This window comes from Paenibacillus sp. JT31N17 (genome assembly GCF_056269255.1).
This window is the reverse complement of sequence record NZ_JBWDNP010000006.1, coordinates 202,217-219,189: the sequence shown is the minus strand read 5'-3', so window position 1 is coordinate 219,189 and position 16,973 is coordinate 202,217. Positions and strand designations below refer to the sequence as shown.

Below are 16,973 nucleotides of genomic sequence, written 5' to 3'. Positions count from 1 at the left end.
GGGCTTGCGGTTTAATCCAAAAAACCATGGGGGGTTCATTACATGTCCATTCAATGGAAATCAAAGTACTTGCTCAGTCTTGCCGGAAGTCTCTTAGTCACTGCGGCGTTAGCCGGCTGCAGCAGCCCAGGTCCCTCGGCATCCGATAAGCCGCAGGGGAACACGCCTGCGAATGAGGAGAAGCCGTTTGTTATTACCATGATGAATTTGTCTGTATTATCCGAGCCGCCCAAAGAAAACGACCCGATCATTACCGCCGTAGAAAAGCTGACCAACACCGATTTGCAAATTCAATGGGTTCCCAACGGCACTTACGATGAAAAGGTAAATGCCACTATAGCTTCAGGTCAACTGCCGATGGTTCTGCTCGTTGGTTCCCCGACCCCGTCCCATATTAAATCCGCCATGAAATCCGATCAGTTTTGGGAAATCGGGGCTTATCTCAAGGATTATCCTGATCTGGAGAAAGCGCTGAACCCGGAGGTTTTGAAAAGCACCATGGTCGGAGGTAAAGCCTATACGATCAACCGCGCCCGCTCGCTGGTCGGCGATGGCATGATTTATCGTACGGATTGGCTGAACAAGCTTGGCTTGAAGCCGCCGGCCACGCTCGATGAAATGTATGAAGTGATCAAGGCGTTTGCAACCCAGGATCCGGACGGCAACGGAAAGGCGGATACCATCGGTCTTGCCGAAGAGAAAGGCCTTCGCGGCTTCAAGTTCATCTTGGCGGCAATGGGCGGCGGAAACGTATGGGAAGTCAAAGACAACAAAATCGTGCCTGCCCATGAAAGCCAGGCTTATATTGACGCCATGGACTGGTATAAACGGTTGTATCAGGAAAAGCTGATCAATCAGGATTTCGCGATCACGGAGCGGGTGCAAAATATCGATAACGGCAATAAAGGGCTCTTCGGCTTTCGATTGGGCGACAACGACTTTGTTGCCCGCCATACCGAGCTGTTCAAGCTTAATCCCAGTGCTGAGATGGACACCTCAAGCATCCTTGAAGGCGTAAACGGGAAGAAGCTGCTGATGGATGCAGGCGTGTCGGGAGCCTTTGTCATCCCGAAGCAAACCGTCAAGACGGAAGCGGATTTGCGGCGGATTCTGCAATACTTCGATAAGCTTTCCACCAAAGAGGGTCAAAATATTTTCGAATGGGGCATTGAAGGCGTCCACTATTCCGTAGCAGACGGGAAAGCGACCCGTACGCCGGAGCAGGCCACCAAGTATGCGGCAGAGGTAATACAGATGCAGCAGGCTATGCAGGTTGCCGACGGGTCGCTTGCCATGGAGGGCACATTGGATAAGTACACGGCAAAATTTAAAGCGGCCAAAAAAGAAGCGGCAGCCATTCCGGATATATTCGTAGTCAATCCGGCCGCGGCTTACAGCTCGTCCACGTATGATCAAAAACGCACACAGCTTGATAAAATTATTAATGACGCGCGGATTAAATATATCATGGGTGAAATAGACGGCAAGGGCTGGCAGCAAGCGCTTGACAGCTGGACGCAATCCGGCGGCGATAAAGTGCTGGAGGAACTGAACAAGGAATATCAGGCCGACCCGAACAAGCAATAGCTCATATGCACGGCCGCGAAATTTAAGGAGGGGTAGAGCCTGAATAAGCTATATAGCGATTTGTCATATTTGCACCTGGACGGTTCCCTGACCAAAGCCAGAAGTCATGTAAGCACGGAAGAACTGGAGGAGGCGGCAAATTCTGCGGTCTTGAGGGTGGATGAGCTGCGCTCACCGGTCATTATCGAATCGATGGAGCTGCTGTTCAACAACGGGTTATATTTCCTGAGATCCCGCTCAAGGGACGGCTCCGAGGGGGTGGCTGTGGCCAGCGAGCGGGCGGTATATTTGCATCCCCTTCTCAAGCAGCTGATTCTGCCGTATTTTATCGGCAAGGATGCCCGGGATTTGGAGCAGCTGCTGGAAGGGGTCTATGTGCACCAAAGCAACTATAAGCTTTCGGGTCTTGCTTTGTGGTGCTGCATCTCATGGGTGGAAGCCAGTCTGCTGGATATGCTCGGCAGGATAAGCGGCAAGCCCATTGGCGCTCTTCTGGGAGAGGTCGTACGGAATGAAATTCCAATTTACGTTGCCAGCGGGAACCGGGGAACTACGCCGGAAGAGGAAATTGAGGTGCTCCAGGGAAGAATGGAGGAAACAGGAGCCAAGGCAGTGAAATTCAAGGTGGGCGGCCGGATGAGCAAAAATGCGGATTCGATCAAAGGACGCTCGGAAAGCCTCATCTATATGACCCGGAAGGTTTTTGGCGACCGTATCGCCATCCACGCGGACGGCAACGGCTCCTATGACCCTGCTGCAGCCATCAAATATGGAAAAATGCTGGAGGAGATCGATGCGTTTTTCTATGAAGAGCCGTGTCCCTTCGAGCATCTGGAAGATACGAAGGAGGTTGCAGATACTCTGGATATCCCCATGGCATTCGGTGAACAGGAAACCAGCATCAGGCGCTTTAGATGGATCATCGACAACGATGCCGCTCAGGTTGTTCAGCCGGACCTGCAGTATAATGGAGGCTTCATAAGAAACACCCGGATAGCCAGAATGGCTGCTCTAAAAGGAATTCCGGTCACACCGCATATCTCCGGCGGCTTCGGTTATGTATATGTGCTTCATTATGCTTCGTATATACCGAATATCGGGAAGTTCCAGGAGGATAAATCGGGCATTAAACAGACCGGTTTCTTATTCCCGGACATGGAGGTCAAGGACGGCATCATCAAAGCGCCGACAGGTCCGGGCTTGGGCATGGACGATTCTACGGTTAATGCTTTACTGCGCAGAGCGTATTTGTTTTAAAAATGATTCTCTAAGGATTGTTCCTTGTTACGATTGTTGCTGTCCAAGATGGAAGGCCCGCTATAAAATAAGAATAGACGGAGGATGAGACATGTCTGAGAATGTCACCCACACAGCGGTAGTAGAAGACTGCTTTAATCTGATGTTTGCATCGGACACGATCTGTGAGGCCTTTAAAGAATCGGGCCGCAGCCACATCCAGTTCTCGCAATTCGGCAGCGTAACGCGCTCCGGAGATAAATTTACCATTCCGCTGTTGGAGAAATACCGGACGAACTGGGAGGAACGCAAGGATGAGGAGCAATTAGGGTATAAGCTGGCCTTTGTTCTTGGCTGGCTGTGCCACCGCGCGGCTGACCGTCAGATGAAGGTTGTATTTCGTGAGGCGGAACCGGAATCGAGGGAGTTCCCGACGGACTGCAGCATTTATCATGACGCCTTTATTTTCCACAAATTATACGAAAACAACAGCCGCACGCCATTTCCGTACAGGACGGCAAATTTCGAGAACGGCATGGGAAGCCTGCAGGCGGCACAGGCGGTCAATGTGAATGATGCGGCGGATACGTTCCGCTTTATTTGGCAGCGTACGCTTATCGGGCTGCAGACGTTTACGCCCGATACGGACAATGTGGAGATCTTTTTCGAAAAGCTGCATGCCAGGCACCAGGAGCAGACGATCCAACTGGACCGCTATGCGGAAGCGGTGGTGACACCGGTCCAAGGCAAATTGCAGCGGTTTGTGAAGGACACCAACTTCTATAACGAAGAGGATGCGATTATCCGGCTGTCCCAGGCGCTTCGTCAGGGAGCGGAGCCTTCCCAAGAAGAAATTGAAAAGGCCTTCGCGGAAGAACCGACAAGCCATTATGCCCAGGCAGTGAAAATGGGCTTCGGGTATTTGCGGAGTGCCAGCGCCTATTTCATGGGAATCATCGACCAGGAAACGTTGAAGGACCAATTGGATGTAGGCAAGAAGGGCAGAGACGGCCAGTCGGTTTAACCTATTATCCCGCAGCAGTGATAACCAGCCTCAAGCAAATGAACCGGCACTTGCAAGTAACCGTTAAGGCCATGCAGCGGTGGGAAGGAAGCATCGTTTATTAATCAACAGAACGATCCTGTCATTACAACTGCACAGAACAATCATCCATATTGCTTACAGGTTGGTTTTACTGCTGTATAAATAGGTGGTGGCTGCTCATGTTTAAAATCAACAGATATCTGACAAAGATGATTGTGTTCACAATTGGAGTCAGTACGCTTCCAATTATTTTGCTTGGCCTGTTTTTCTACACGAGAACCTCTGGAACGATTCAGGAAAAGGTCAATGAAGGGAACATTCTTATTCTGGAGCAGACACGACTGCGCGTGGAGCAGGTGCTGGTTACGCTCGATCTTCAGATTGCGCGGCTCTCGGACAGCACCTTGGTTATGGAAGTGCTGGATAATGGCATTATTCCATCCCAATTTATTCTGGTTCGAAACATATTAACCTCCATGTCGCAGGTCCAGACCTTTGATGTCGGCGTACAGGATATTCACTTGATCAATTTAAAGAAGAACTGGATATTAAACAGCGGCGGACTCAATAAGCTGTCGGATTCGGAGTCTTCACAAATATCGGGCTATCTGAATATTAACAATGACAAGTTCTGGATTGCCGGTCAGGAGCGTTTGCTCCATAACGCCAGCAGCTCAACTGAACCAAGCCTCACCATTAATCTGGTTAAAAAAATTCCCGCTTTTTCCGAGAACCCCGATGGCATGTTTATTGTCGAAATCCCCAGCAAGCAGCTGCGCAGCTACTTGTCCAACAACAATACGCTGGGAGAAGTTATTATTCTCGATGAGTCCTACCATGTCCTGGCCACCCAGAACGAAACCATGCAGATGGAAGGGGAGGGCCTTGACACGCTGATAGCCAGGCTGCGCAAATCGGAAGAGCCATCCGGATTATATGAAGCCCAATATGGCGATAAACAGGTTGGCGTTGCGTTCCAGCGCTCCTCGTTCAATGGATGGGTGTACATATCCGTCATTCCCATTGAGCAGATCCGCTTTGAGTCAAGAAGAACGGGATGGATCATACTGGCCACCTGTATTATAATGCTGTTTATAGCGGTTATTTTTTCTCTTACCGGCTCACAGCGTATGTACGCTCCGATTCAACGGCTGTACCAATCCCTAATTGCCAACCAGGACAAGGGACGTAGACGGATTGATGAATTTCATACGATCAATGAGGGCTTCACGCGCATGCGCAATGTTCAAGTGCAGATGGCCGATCAAATCAAGAACCACATCCGGCAGCTGGAGGAGTATTATGTGCTCAAGCTGGTAAGGGGGGATATGAAAGCTTCAGAAATCAATGAGAAGCTGGGGCATCTGAATATCGGCTTGAACAAATGGAAACGGATGGCTGTGCTCACGATCCAAATCGATACCTTGAAAGGCACAAGGTACAGTGAAAGGGACAGCGAGCTGCTGCTTTTTGCTATAAGCAATATGGTAGGCGATCTTATACCCCAGCATAACCGGCTGGTACCCATTGTCGTGCAGTCCTCTCAGGTAACGCTCCTCTTTGATGATCCGAAATCGACAGAGGAATTCCGAACCTATATGTATGCGATTGCCAAAAAGGTTCAGGACGAGGTTGAGAATTATTTGTCGCTGCGGATCAGCATCGGAATCAGCAGGTCTTACGGCGGACTCAAGGATGCCAACAGAGCTTATAAGGAAGCGATGGATGCACAGAAGTACAGGGTGCTGTTTGGACAGCGGACCATTCTTCACATTGATGACGTGCAGCCGGTCCAGAATGTGACTACGGAATATCCGAAGGAGCTGGAACGGCAAATATTTGATGCTGTCAAGATGGCGGACCGCGAAAAAACCCGGCTGCTGCTGGATCCCTTCTTCGAGGAAATTTCCGGTCAATATCAAAATTATAACGACTATCAAATTGCGGTTACGCGGTTTTTTGTCAATCTGATCAGGCTTCTGCAGGACAGCGGCATCTCCCATTTCGAGCTGCTTGGAGGCGATCCGCCGCTCATGGAACAGTTGTATGCGCTTGCATCGGTTGAGGATGTGCGGAACTGGTTTAAATCCCAGATTATCGAGCCTATGGTATGCGTGTATGAACAGCAGCGGAAAACGAAATATCAAACCATCTCCCAAGAGGTGGTGCAGATGATTCATGATCATTATGATACCGACATCAGCCTTGAATCGTGCTCCAACCTGCTTAATTATCATCCCAGCTATATCGGCAAGGTGCTCAGGCAGGAGATGGGGATCAGCTTCAGCGACTATCTGATGCAATACCGGTTAAATAGAGCAAAGGAAATGCTGGAGGATACGGATATGAAAATATCTGAAATCGCGGGAAAGCTGCGATACAACAATTCGCAGAACTTTATCCGATCTTTCCGGAGGCTGGTGGGGATGACGCCCGGAACCTATCGCGATGAATACATCGATAAGCTGTGTAATGGCCAGAAGCTTTGAGGAGAACGTTTCGCACTCAAACGGAACGATACGATTGCGTGGAGGAATCGAGGATGAACAGTTATGAGATTGCCGTCATTCCGGGGGATGGAATCGGCAAGGAGGTTGTACCTGCCGCTTTGAGAGTGCTGGAGGCAGCTGCGCAGATTGATGGCGGGCTGGCTTTTAAATGGACGGAATTTCCATGGAGCTGCGAATACTATTTGGAGCATGGTCGGATGATGCCGTCCGATGGCATATCGACCTTACGCAGCTTCGATCAGATTTTTCTCGGAGCCGTCGGCATGCCCGATCTGGTACAGGACCATATTTCGCTCTGGGGCTTGCTCATCCAGATCCGCCGGGAGATGAAGCAGGCCGTTAACGTTCGTCCGGCCAAGCTGCTGCGCGGGCTGCGTTCCCCGCTCAGGGAACCCAAGGACTTCGATCTGGTCGTAGTCCGGGAGAATTCCGAGGGTGAATATTCGGAAATCGGAGGGCGGATTCATCGCGGTCCGGATGAAATGGCCATTCAAAACGCTGTTTTTACACGGAAGGCTACGGAGCGTGTGATGAATCATGCATTCGAATTGGCCAAGGACCGTAAGGGCCATGTGACGAGCGCTACCAAATCGAATGGAATCACCTACAGCATGCCGTTTTGGGACGATGTGTTCAAGGGAGTTTGTACAGCCTATCCTGATATTTCGACTTCAGCGATTCATATCGATGCCTTAGCTGCCTTTTTCGTGATGAAGCCTCAAATTTTTGATGTTATCGTTGCATCCAATTTATTCGGGGATATATTAACGGACCTCGGCGGAGCCATTATGGGCAGTATTGGAATTGCTCCTGCCGCGAATTTGAATCTGGAGCGGGAATATCCTTCGATGTTTGAGCCTGTCCACGGGTCAGCACCGGACATTGCCGGCAAAGAGCTGGCCAATCCGATAGGACAAATTTGGACCGCCAAAATGATGCTGGATTTTCTTGGATATAAGGAAATCGGGGAGCTTGTGCTGGCTGCCATTGAAGATACGCTGGAGGCGGGTGTGAAGACCCCGGACCTTGGCGGCAATGCGACCACCAATGAGGTTACACAATCCATTCTGGATCACCTGTTAAATAAGAAGGGATCATAGAATAAGCAGCTGGTTGAAATATATCCGAATTCGTAAAAAGGCGTAATCATCTAACCGTCAACCGAAAGGTTGAAGTTAGACGGTTACGCTTTTTTTTACATAACGCGAGCTGAAGTCCACTACATAAAAGAGAGGTATTTGTCAACGTCAATTGTAAATGCGGCCATTATTCTTGGGAGCTGATTTTGGTGTTTTCTCAGGATGGAATTGCCGAAAAAAGAATTGACAGGAAGATGAAATGCCAGTAATGTAAATTTATAATACAGGTATATAACAAGTATCTTTAAAAAGTATCTATAAAAAGGATCAGGAGGAGGAAGCTTGAGCGATTCAACATTGAAGATCGGCATGATCGGATTGGATACTTCGCATGTAACAGCCTTTACCGAGATGCTTCACAAAATCGATCATCCTTACCATGTTCCTGGAGGCAGGATTGTCACCGCTTTTCCCGGAGGTTCACCTGACTTTGAATTAAGCCGTTCCAGAGTTGAAGGATTTACAGAAGACCTGTCCGGAACATACGGGGTTGAAATGAAGGACACCATCGAAGAGGTGGCCGCCGTAAGTGACGCCATTCTGCTTGAGTCCGTCGATGGCAGGGTTCATCGGGAACAGTTCATGAAGGTCGCGCCTTACGGTAAACCGGTATTTATCGATAAGCCTTTTGCGATTTCCTTGGCGGATGCGGAAACTATCGCTGCAGCAGCGAAACAATATCAGGTTCCGCTTATGAGCTGCTCCGCGCTCCGGTATGCGGAAGGGTTGACGGCTGATTTGGAGAACTCCGGGAAGGAGTCCATCATGGGCATGGACTGCTATGGTCCAATGGCGTTGGAGCCGACTCAGCCGGGCCTGTTCTGGTATGGCATCCATACGGCGGAGATGCTGTTTGCGGCCATGGGATCGGGCTGCGTTCAAGTAAGCGCGGTGACGAATGAACATCATGACCTTATCGTTGGCGTTTGGAAGGATGGACGTATAGGAACCATACGCGGCAACCGAAAGGGCAATTCGCAATTCGGAGCCGTTATCCATCGAATGGATAGCTCGAGCTTCATTGATGTGTATGCGCAGAAAAAACCTTATTATGCCAGCTTGCTGGAACAAATCATGGCGATGTTCCGTTCCGGAAAATCGCCGATCGTTCTGGAGGAAACGCTTGAAATCATCCGCTTTATCGAAGCGGCCAACATCAGCCGGAGCAGCGGCAGAACCATCAGGCTTTCCGCTTGAAGACAACAATTTAAACATGAAGGGATGCGGAGCAAGCGCATGAGAATGGCTAGAATAGGCGTGCTGTCGGATCAACAGGCTGCCCGGCGCCGCCACCGTTACGGCATTAACGTATTCGAATCGTATATCGGTGAGCTGTTGGCACATGCAGGATTGCCTTTTCAATGGATAAATCGGGTAGGGGATATTCAGCAGTACGATCCGGATGTATTAATCATCGCCTTAGCAGAGGAAGATCCGGAGACGGAAGAAGCGATTTGGGCATATTCGGAACAAGGCGGTACTGTTATTTCATACGGGGGCTTGAACCGGCTTGCCGTCAGGCTCGGCTGCTTCGAGCAGCGGGAATTGGCGGTTGGCTATACGGATCCGAACCGGCAAGGAGCGTTCGGTGATGTGCCTCTGCGGTATTTAAGCGCCAAGCCGTGGGAGATTGGCGAAACTTCCGTCGCCTATTGTGCCCAGGCATCCGGAACGCTGCGTATCGATACACCGGACGGAGCGGAGGCAGGCGCTGCACTTCTGCAATTCACTATCGGAAGGGGCAGGATAGACCGCTGGTCCGTCAACATTCCGAAGACGGTCGTGATGTTCCAGCAGGGAACAAGCCCGGTGCTTCACGACGGCATTCCGGCCAAAGACGGAACGGGCAGCGTAGATGAAGGGATCTTGAAGGCGGATGACCGCTGCGGAATGGATTGGGAGCTGGATCGTCTCTATACGGAGACGGGCGCCCCTTATTTTGCTTTTCCTTACGCAGACATCTGGAGGGAGCATCTGATTGCGCATCTGTTGCAAATTGTGACCGGTAAAGGATTGACGATTCCTGTAATCGGCTACTGGCCGGACGGCGTTCAATGTGTAGCGGCCATTTCACATGACAGCGACCTTAATATCGACGAGACTGCTGACACTACACTGGATGTCCTGAAGGAATGCGGGATTCATTCGACCTGGTGCATGATTGAGCCAGGGTATCATTCTGCTGTCTATGAGCGTGTCAAACGCGATGGACATGAACTCGCCTTTCATTATAATGCGCTCGATATCCAGAATGGGAAGTGGAGCGAGGACGAATTCGACCGGCAGTTCGAATGGTTGAAGCAGGCAACAGGCCTGCATGCTGTCACCTCGAACAAAAATCACTATACCAGGTATGAAGGCTGGGGAGAGCTGTTTGAATGGTGCGAAAAGAACGGTATACAGGCGGATCAAACGAGGGGTCCAAGTAAAAAAGGCAACATCGGTTTCCTGTTCGGAACCTGCCATCCCTATTTTCCCATCGCCTGGTTCGATCGGCATAACCGTTTGTATGACGTGCTGGAAATCAGTTTCCTGACTCAGGATCTGGATCATGTCAACTTGGCGGATTCCAGCGTCGTGATCCCTTTCCTGGAGCAAACCGCGAAGGTGGAGGGAGCAGCGCATTTTCTCTTCCACCAGGTCCATATCCATCAGCAGCCTGCAGTGACGGATGCGCTGCGGAAGGTGGTCGCCGAAGCCGTCAAGAGGGGGTTCCAGTTCTGGACGTCGGAGCAAATCAACAATTGGGAGCGTTCACGCCGGGGGATAAGGATCGACGGAATTGGGGAGCAGGGAGAGATCATGGCAAGCGGTACAGAGGGGATCTACGGGATTATCGTCTATCTGCCGATGCCAATTACGGAAGCAGGACCTAATGTGGTAGAACGTTTCGGTGTGCCATGCAGGAAGACGGTGCTCAACCGTTCAGCAAGGAATCTGTCCTTATAGGAGGTTTTCAAAATGGAAGACCAATTGGCTATTCACGGCGGTCCGAAAGTGAAGAGCGGGCCGTTCGGCAGCGGACAGCGATTTGGAATCGAGGAAGCGAAGGAATTAATGGAAGCCTTGCAGCAGAATACGCTATTCTATCACTTCGGCGGCAAAGTGAAGCAGTTTCTCCGCGACTTCAACCATATCTATGGAGTGAACTACAGCGTTGCCGCTTCGTCGGGGACGGGAGCCATTCATATCGCTTTGGGGGCGGCCGGCGTTACCTTAGGGGATGAAGTTATTACAAGTCCGATCACGGACCAGGGAACACTGGTTGGAATTCTGTATCAGAATGCGATTCCCGTATTTGCCGATCTCGAGCCGCATACCTACAATATGGATCCTGCGTCCGTGGAGGCCCGGATTACAGGCAGGACAAAGGCGATTGTCGTTGTCCACCTAGCCGGAAATCCTTGCGATATGGATGCGATCATGGACATTGCCGCACGGCATCAGCTTAAGGTGATCGAAGACTGCGCCCAAAGCTACCTGAGCCGGTACAAGGGAAGGCTTGCGGGTACAATCGGCGACTACGGCTGCTTCAGCACCAATGATTTCAAGCATATCTCAACCGGTGACGGAGGCATGGTTACGGTCAATTCGGGAGAAGAGGAGGATTATCACACGGTTCATGCATTCGCAGACAAGAACTATCGGCGTTTTGGGAGCAGCGTCATGCGGGATCTCCAGACTCTTGCACCCAATTACCGGATGACGGAACTTCAAGGGGCGGTCGGCATCGCCCAGCTGAAGAAGCTCAGCTGGATCTGCGGGCAGCGAACCGATTACGGCAACCAGATCAGCGCCGGAATCGAAGGGATCCGGGGTATCTCCCCTCATTGCGTTGTAGAGGGCAATACAAGCACATTCTGGTTTTATATGCTTCGGGTGAACGAAGAAGAGCTGGACTGCAGCCGAAACGAGTTCAGTGAGGCGCTTGCTGCGGAAGGAATTCCGTGCAGCGCCGGCTATATTCCGGATGTCGTCTATATGCAGCCGATGTTTCAACAGCGGAGTGCGTATCCTGGCAGCCCTTTTCCTTTCGATATAACCGGCATTACCTATGATCGGGGATTATGTCCGAATGCGGAGGAGATATTGAGGACGGCCGTTCGGATCAATGTGAATGAATATTACACAGATTCGGATATCAATGACATCATAAAAGCAGTCCATAAGGTATCCGATCATTACCAAAAGAATTGACAGCGATTACACTCTCAAAATTATAGTTGACGTTTGTTTTTTTATCAGAATATAATACAGGTACGATACATATATCGTATTTTATGTGTTAGTTATATTGACGTGAAGGAGGTCCCGATTCATGAAAGTGTTGAAGCTGAATGTATTGCTTGCCATAATGCTGACATTTATCCTGATACTTGGTGCTTGTTCTTCCGACAAGAGCGGCGGCGATCCCGCGAGTGAAGAAACCGCTGCCGGGGAGGATTCCGATAATGAACGCCTCCAGCTGAATTGGTTTGTCACTTCATCGGGAGATGCTGTGCTTCCTGAAGGGGATGCGGATTTTATCGGACAAGCAATCGAAGAAAAATTCAATGTCGATCTCAATATCCAGTACTTGCCTTCAGGCGCAGACTTTGACAGCAAGATCAGCCTTCTGCTCGCTTCGGGGGATACCCCGGACCTGTTTACGGCGACGGGAGTAGCTTCCCAGAAATTTATCCTGGACGGTGTCACCGCGGATATGTCGCCGTTTGTGACCCCTGAGAAAATGCCGAACTATTTCAAATGGATCAGCGAGACGGAGCTTGAACGCTATGCAGTCGAAGGGAAATTCGAACGGGCCCCGCTTATTTTCCCCCGTGAGGTATACCGATCCTATTATATCCGCCAGGATTGGCTGGATAACCTGAAGCTGCAAATACCGGCCAACTATGAAGAAATGATGAAGGTGATGCACGCATTTACATTCGATGATCCGGATCAGAACGGCAAGAACGATACGTATGGTTTGACGACTGTCGGGAACGGCACATCTCTCTCCTTTGATTTCCCCCAATGGATCGAGAACGGATTGATCGGAGCGCTTATGGTTCGGGACAACAAATATGTTGACGTTCAAAGCGATCTGGCTGTTGAGCAGGTGCTGCAGGGTGTGAAGGACATGATGAAGGAAGGCACGGTGGATCCGGACTGGTTCCTGCTCAAGGGTACCGAGAATGTGGATAAGGCTGTCGGCGGCAAAGCAGGCATTATTGTCGGAGGCAGCAAATCATTCGCTTATGACAGCGAGCCGACGAGTATCCAGAACAAAACGTTAGCCTTAAACCCCAAGGCTAATTGGATGCCGTTCCATCCTTTTGCCCAAACCGGCACATGGACGGAGAACCTGCCTGACCAGCCGTTTATGTTCTCCCGCGAAACAGCAGAGAAAGACCCTGCGAAGATCGACCGGATGGTGCAAATTCTGGACTGGATGGCAAGTGAGGAAGGCTTCCTGCTGATCAATTACGGGATTGAGGGCAAACATTATACGCGTGCTGGCAATACGATTACCGTGACGCAGTCTGACCTGGATGCGTACAGCAAGGATGTCATTGAACAGGGTAATTTCCAGGAGGTATATCGTTTCTTCTACTCGCATAACCCGGAATATGAGCCGCTTGGACTTGAAGTCGTCGATGAGAGACTGTCGGACCGCGACCGTGAAATCAGCAAAACGATTCAGTCGTATAAGCTGTATCCTTCAATTGGAACGAATGTTGCTCCTCCAGTTGGCTTCAACCTTGCCGATTTCCGCAAAAAAATGAGGGAATACCAGGTACAAGTGCTGTTCGATGAGCCGGATGCGTCCAACTGGCCGAAATACGAGGAAGAGCTGATGACAAAGTACGGCGGTCAACAAATGATCGATACCTACACCGAACAGATCAAAAAGGCCGGAGTCATCAAGTAAATCACGCAAGCGCAGAGGGGGAATACACGGATGAAGCAAAACGCGGCTCTCGGGCGTTCCCCGGCGGGCAGTGAACCTATTCGCCATCGGATTGCAAGAGCCTTATACCGATACCGCTGGTTTTATCTGATGATGGTTCCAGGCTTGCTCTATTATGCGGTTTATCACTACGTCCCGATGGCAGGCATGATTATTGCGTTCAAGGATTACAGCCTGGGTAAAGGGATCCTGGGCAGCGAGTGGGTGGGCCTGGACAATTTCAGAATCATATTCCATACACCCGATTTCTACGAACTGCTTCGCAATACACTGCTGATCAGCTGCTACAGGATCCTGTTCAATATGCTGCCTGACGTCTTGCTGGCCCTCATGCTGAATGAGGTACGCATCCTATGGTTTAAGCGGCTCATCCAAACCGTTACTTACGGCCCTTATTTTCTGTCCTGGGTAATCGTATACGGATTGGCTGTTGCTTTCCTGGCCCAGGATTCCGGGATTGTGAATTACTATACCCGCGAGCTGGGCGGGAACGCGGTCAATTACCTGGCAAGCAACGAATATTTCCGGCCAATCATTCTGCTTACCGACATCTGGAAAAATACGGGCTTCGGAGCGATCATCTATCTTGCCGCGCTGGCTACGATTAATCAGGAGCTTTATGAAGCCGCGGTTGTGGACGGCGCAGGAAGATGGCGGCAGATGTGGCATGTCACGCTGCCGGGAATCCGGGACGTATTCGTGCTGCTGCTGATTCTGAGGATCGGCCATATCATGGATGCCGGCTTTGAACAAATTTATATTTTTCTGAATGCGCGCGTATACGAGGTTGGAGACATTATCGATACATGGGTATTCCGCCGTGGGCTCGAGGAGCTTGAGTTCAGCATTGCCATCGCAACGAATCTGTTCAAATCCGTGATCGGCTTCATCCTTATTATCGGAGCCAACAGGATGGCCAAAAAACTTGGTGGATCGGGAATCTGGTAGGAGGTCGAACGTATGTCCCATTCTCTGTATAAATCGAAATCGGATCGGATCGTAGATGCCGGAATCTACGCGCTGCTTGGCATCTTCGGCTTCCTTACTCTTTTTCCGCTGTACTATGTGTTTATCGTATCGATTACCCCTTACTCGGAAGTGCTGCGAAACGGAGGCTTTATCATCCTGCCGTCCTCGCTTACGCTGGAGGCCTTTCAGGCGATTTTCTCAAGCCGGACCGTTCCGCAGGCACTTAAAATTACGATATTCATCACGTTAGTCGGGACCTTCCTCAATCTTGCCGTAACGACCCTGCTGGCGTATCCGTTATCCAAGAAATTTATTCCCGGCCGGAATGTCGTCCTCATAGTCATTGTGTTTACGATGCTGTTCTCCGGCGGCCTTATTCCGCTGTACCTGGTCGTAAGGGCAACAGGCCTTATGAATACGGTCTGGGCGCTCATCATCCCCGGTCTGGTCTCTACCTTTAATATGCTGATCATGAAAACCTATTTTGAGAATTTGCCCGCCGAAGTGGAAGAAGCGGCCAAGGTGGACGGCTGCGGCGATGTCGGAACCTTATTTCGTATCGTACTGCCTCTGTCAGCCCCTATTATGGCGACGATCGGGTTATTCTACGGAGTTGGCCATTGGAACGCATATTTCCAGGGGATTATGTATCTGAACGACAAGGCGCTGTATCCGATACAGGTTGTCCTGCGGAATATGATCCAGACGCCCAACGTGAGTCAGGAGCTTGCGATATCCAACCCCATGCTGCTGCAAACGCTGCCCCCGGAAACAATCAAGATGGCAACGGTCGTGGTCGCTATCATTCCAGTATTGGTGATTTATCCGTTCCTGCAGCGGTATTTCGTTAAAGGGATGCTGCTGGGTTCGATTAAGGGATAAGAAAAAGACTGTCATCAGGAGCAGCAGAATTTCTCCGGAGCTGTCGGATCCGTATGGAATTATGGCTTCGTTAAAATAAGCTTCATCCTCTCAGCCAATTCCGAAGCGGACTCCATACCGGCCCAGAACAGGGTCATTTCGGCTTCCAGCTCATCGACGAGATGCGCATCTTCAAAGATTTCATACAGAAAAAGGCTGTTCTCGATCGTGTCGTCATCGATATGGAGCGACTCCAGTCCAGGTTGGCTCCATATCGCTTCATTAATCTGATTGCGGACTGAAATAAAGCCCGTTGTCGCACTCAACTGCTCCTGAACTTCCGGACTTACCGCTGTTTGCAGAAACTGCAGAGCCAACTCCGGTTCTTCGCTGTTCTTGGGCAGCATGAGAACATTGGCGATTAGCATGGTCTTCTTTTGCTTCCCGAATGGCAGCGGGGCAATCTTAGGAGTGAAAGGCATCGTCTGATGCTTCCAGCCGGCAAGCTCTATCGAGGTTGTCAGGACCATCGCCGCCTTCTCCCGCGTGAACGATTCGGAGTTGAGCGCATTTCTGGGTGAGAGTGCCGCAGAGCGATGCTTGTATAACAGGTGATGAAGGAATTTCAGAGTATTCAGGATCGGGTCCGTGCTGTCAATCGCCTTAAAATTCACGCCATTCTGCAGTGCAATGACGGGCCAGCGGCTGAGGGATGACGATAAGGACAAACCGTATACGTCGTTAATGCCATCGCCGTTCAAGTCCATAGTCAGCTGCCCGGCGGCTTCCAGGAAATCATCACGGGTCCAGGATGGGGAAGGTTCGGTTACGCCATACCGCTGAAATAAATCCGGATTATAGGCAAGATACACGGTGGAAAAAGTAACGGGCAGCGCCTTTAACCTGCCCGAATCGCTGAAAGATTGCCATAATCTCGGGTAAATGGCTTCCCGGCTGCCGCCAAGCTTGTCCTGCAGATCCGTAAATTGTTCCAAATTTTCCGCTTCGCCGAACTGGCGGTCTGATACGAGTATAAGATCGGGCTTTAAGCCCAGATCCATGCTTGTATTAATAGAGTCCCAGAAATCGCCGCCAGAGAAGCTCATGCACTTGACTTCCACATTCGGATTTCTCTTCTGAAACGCCTCAATGAGCAGGGGCATGCATAGATCATAGAAGTTGGAGGGCGAGGTGGTGAAAATGCGCAGAACTTTATTGGGCGATGCCTCCACAACGAGGTCAGGGGAGACGATGGTGCCTTGTCCGACCTTCTTGACAATCAGCTTCTCCAGCAGAAGCTGATCCAGCGATTTGCGCACAGAGGTTCTGCTCATGCCGTAATGCTTGCAAAGCTCATTCTCGGATAAAAGAAATTCTCCTGGCTTGATAAAGCCGGAATGGATTTGCTCACGAAGAATATTGGCTAATGTTAAATATCGGAATTCATTCTCTCTTCTCAATGTAATGACTCCTATCCCTGTCTAAACTGCTTATTACTTCAATATTGTAATGCAACAAAAAAAAGAATACAAGTGAAATACAGATGTAAGATTGTTGTTAATAAACCGGTCATAAATCCTACAATTATCGGTCACGAAGAGCGGTCTGTTTTGCGCATGCACATATAATACAGGTATGATACGTATGTTTAAATGATAAGGAAAGGGGACTTG

The 16,973-nt window shown here is 50.3% G+C and carries 12 protein-coding genes; 11 read left to right on the top strand and 1 reads right to left on the bottom strand.

The genetic code is table 11. From position 1 onward, the window contains the following. Positions 1-42 precede the first annotated feature (42 nt). From AC0YOB_RS20710 to AC0YOB_RS20660, 11 genes are all read left to right on the top strand, one after another. On the top strand, positions 43-1,587 hold the full coding sequence (locus AC0YOB_RS20710; RefSeq protein WP_475794366.1) for an extracellular solute-binding protein: 1,545 nt from the start codon (positions 43-45) through the stop codon (positions 1,585-1,587). 60 nt (positions 1,588-1,647) lie between these two features. Beyond that, positions 1,648-2,844, top strand: a complete 1,197-nt coding sequence (locus AC0YOB_RS20705; protein ID WP_475794365.1) for a mandelate racemase/muconate lactonizing enzyme family protein — start codon at positions 1,648-1,650, stop codon at positions 2,842-2,844. A gap of 91 nt (positions 2,845-2,935) precedes the next feature. Next, the gene (locus AC0YOB_RS20700; protein WP_475794364.1) at positions 2,936-3,847 is read left to right on the top strand and encodes a hypothetical protein; all 912 of its coding nucleotides are present in this window, start codon (positions 2,936-2,938) and stop codon (positions 3,845-3,847) included. Positions 3,848-4,047: 200 nt separating this feature from the next. Then, complete coding sequence (locus AC0YOB_RS20695) at positions 4,048-6,357, top strand: helix-turn-helix domain-containing protein (RefSeq protein ID WP_475794363.1); 2,310 nt, start codon at positions 4,048-4,050, stop codon at positions 6,355-6,357. A gap of 53 nt (positions 6,358-6,410) precedes the next feature. Then, positions 6,411-7,478: a tartrate dehydrogenase gene (locus AC0YOB_RS20690; RefSeq protein ID WP_475794362.1), complete on the top strand. Its 1,068-nt coding sequence runs from the start codon at positions 6,411-6,413 to the stop codon at positions 7,476-7,478. Positions 7,479-7,799: 321 nt separating this feature from the next. Beyond that, complete coding sequence (locus tag AC0YOB_RS20685) at positions 7,800-8,714, top strand: Gfo/Idh/MocA family oxidoreductase (protein ID WP_475794361.1); 915 nt, start codon at positions 7,800-7,802, stop codon at positions 8,712-8,714. A gap of 39 nt (positions 8,715-8,753) precedes the next feature. Then, positions 8,754-10,466 carry a polysaccharide deacetylase family protein gene (locus AC0YOB_RS20680; RefSeq protein WP_475794360.1) on the top strand — a complete coding sequence of 571 codons (1,713 nt, stop codon included), beginning with the start codon at positions 8,754-8,756 and terminating at the stop codon, positions 10,464-10,466. 12 nt (positions 10,467-10,478) lie between these two features. Continuing rightward, a complete protein-coding gene (locus tag AC0YOB_RS20675; protein WP_475794359.1) occupies positions 10,479-11,714 on the top strand; it encodes a DegT/DnrJ/EryC1/StrS family aminotransferase in 1,236 nt (411 codons plus the stop codon). 121 nt (positions 11,715-11,835) lie between these two features. Further along, on the top strand, positions 11,836-13,431 hold the full coding sequence (locus AC0YOB_RS20670; protein WP_475794358.1) for a type 2 periplasmic-binding domain-containing protein: 1,596 nt from the start codon (positions 11,836-11,838) through the stop codon (positions 13,429-13,431). A 30-nt stretch (positions 13,432-13,461) separates the two neighbouring features. Beyond that, positions 13,462-14,418 carry an ABC transporter permease gene (locus tag AC0YOB_RS20665; RefSeq protein ID WP_475768356.1) on the top strand — a complete coding sequence of 319 codons (957 nt, stop codon included), beginning with the start codon at positions 13,462-13,464 and terminating at the stop codon, positions 14,416-14,418. A 12-nt stretch (positions 14,419-14,430) separates the two neighbouring features. Beyond that, the gene (locus AC0YOB_RS20660; protein ID WP_210037903.1) at positions 14,431-15,321 is read left to right on the top strand and encodes a carbohydrate ABC transporter permease; all 891 of its coding nucleotides are present in this window, start codon (positions 14,431-14,433) and stop codon (positions 15,319-15,321) included. Between the two features lie 59 nt (positions 15,322-15,380). Here the strand turns inward: AC0YOB_RS20660 and AC0YOB_RS20655 are convergent, their stop codons facing one another. Next, positions 15,381-16,760, bottom strand: a complete 1,380-nt coding sequence (locus tag AC0YOB_RS20655) for an extracellular solute-binding protein (protein ID WP_475794357.1) — start codon at positions 16,758-16,760, stop codon at positions 15,381-15,383. Positions 16,761-16,973 lie beyond the last annotated feature (213 nt).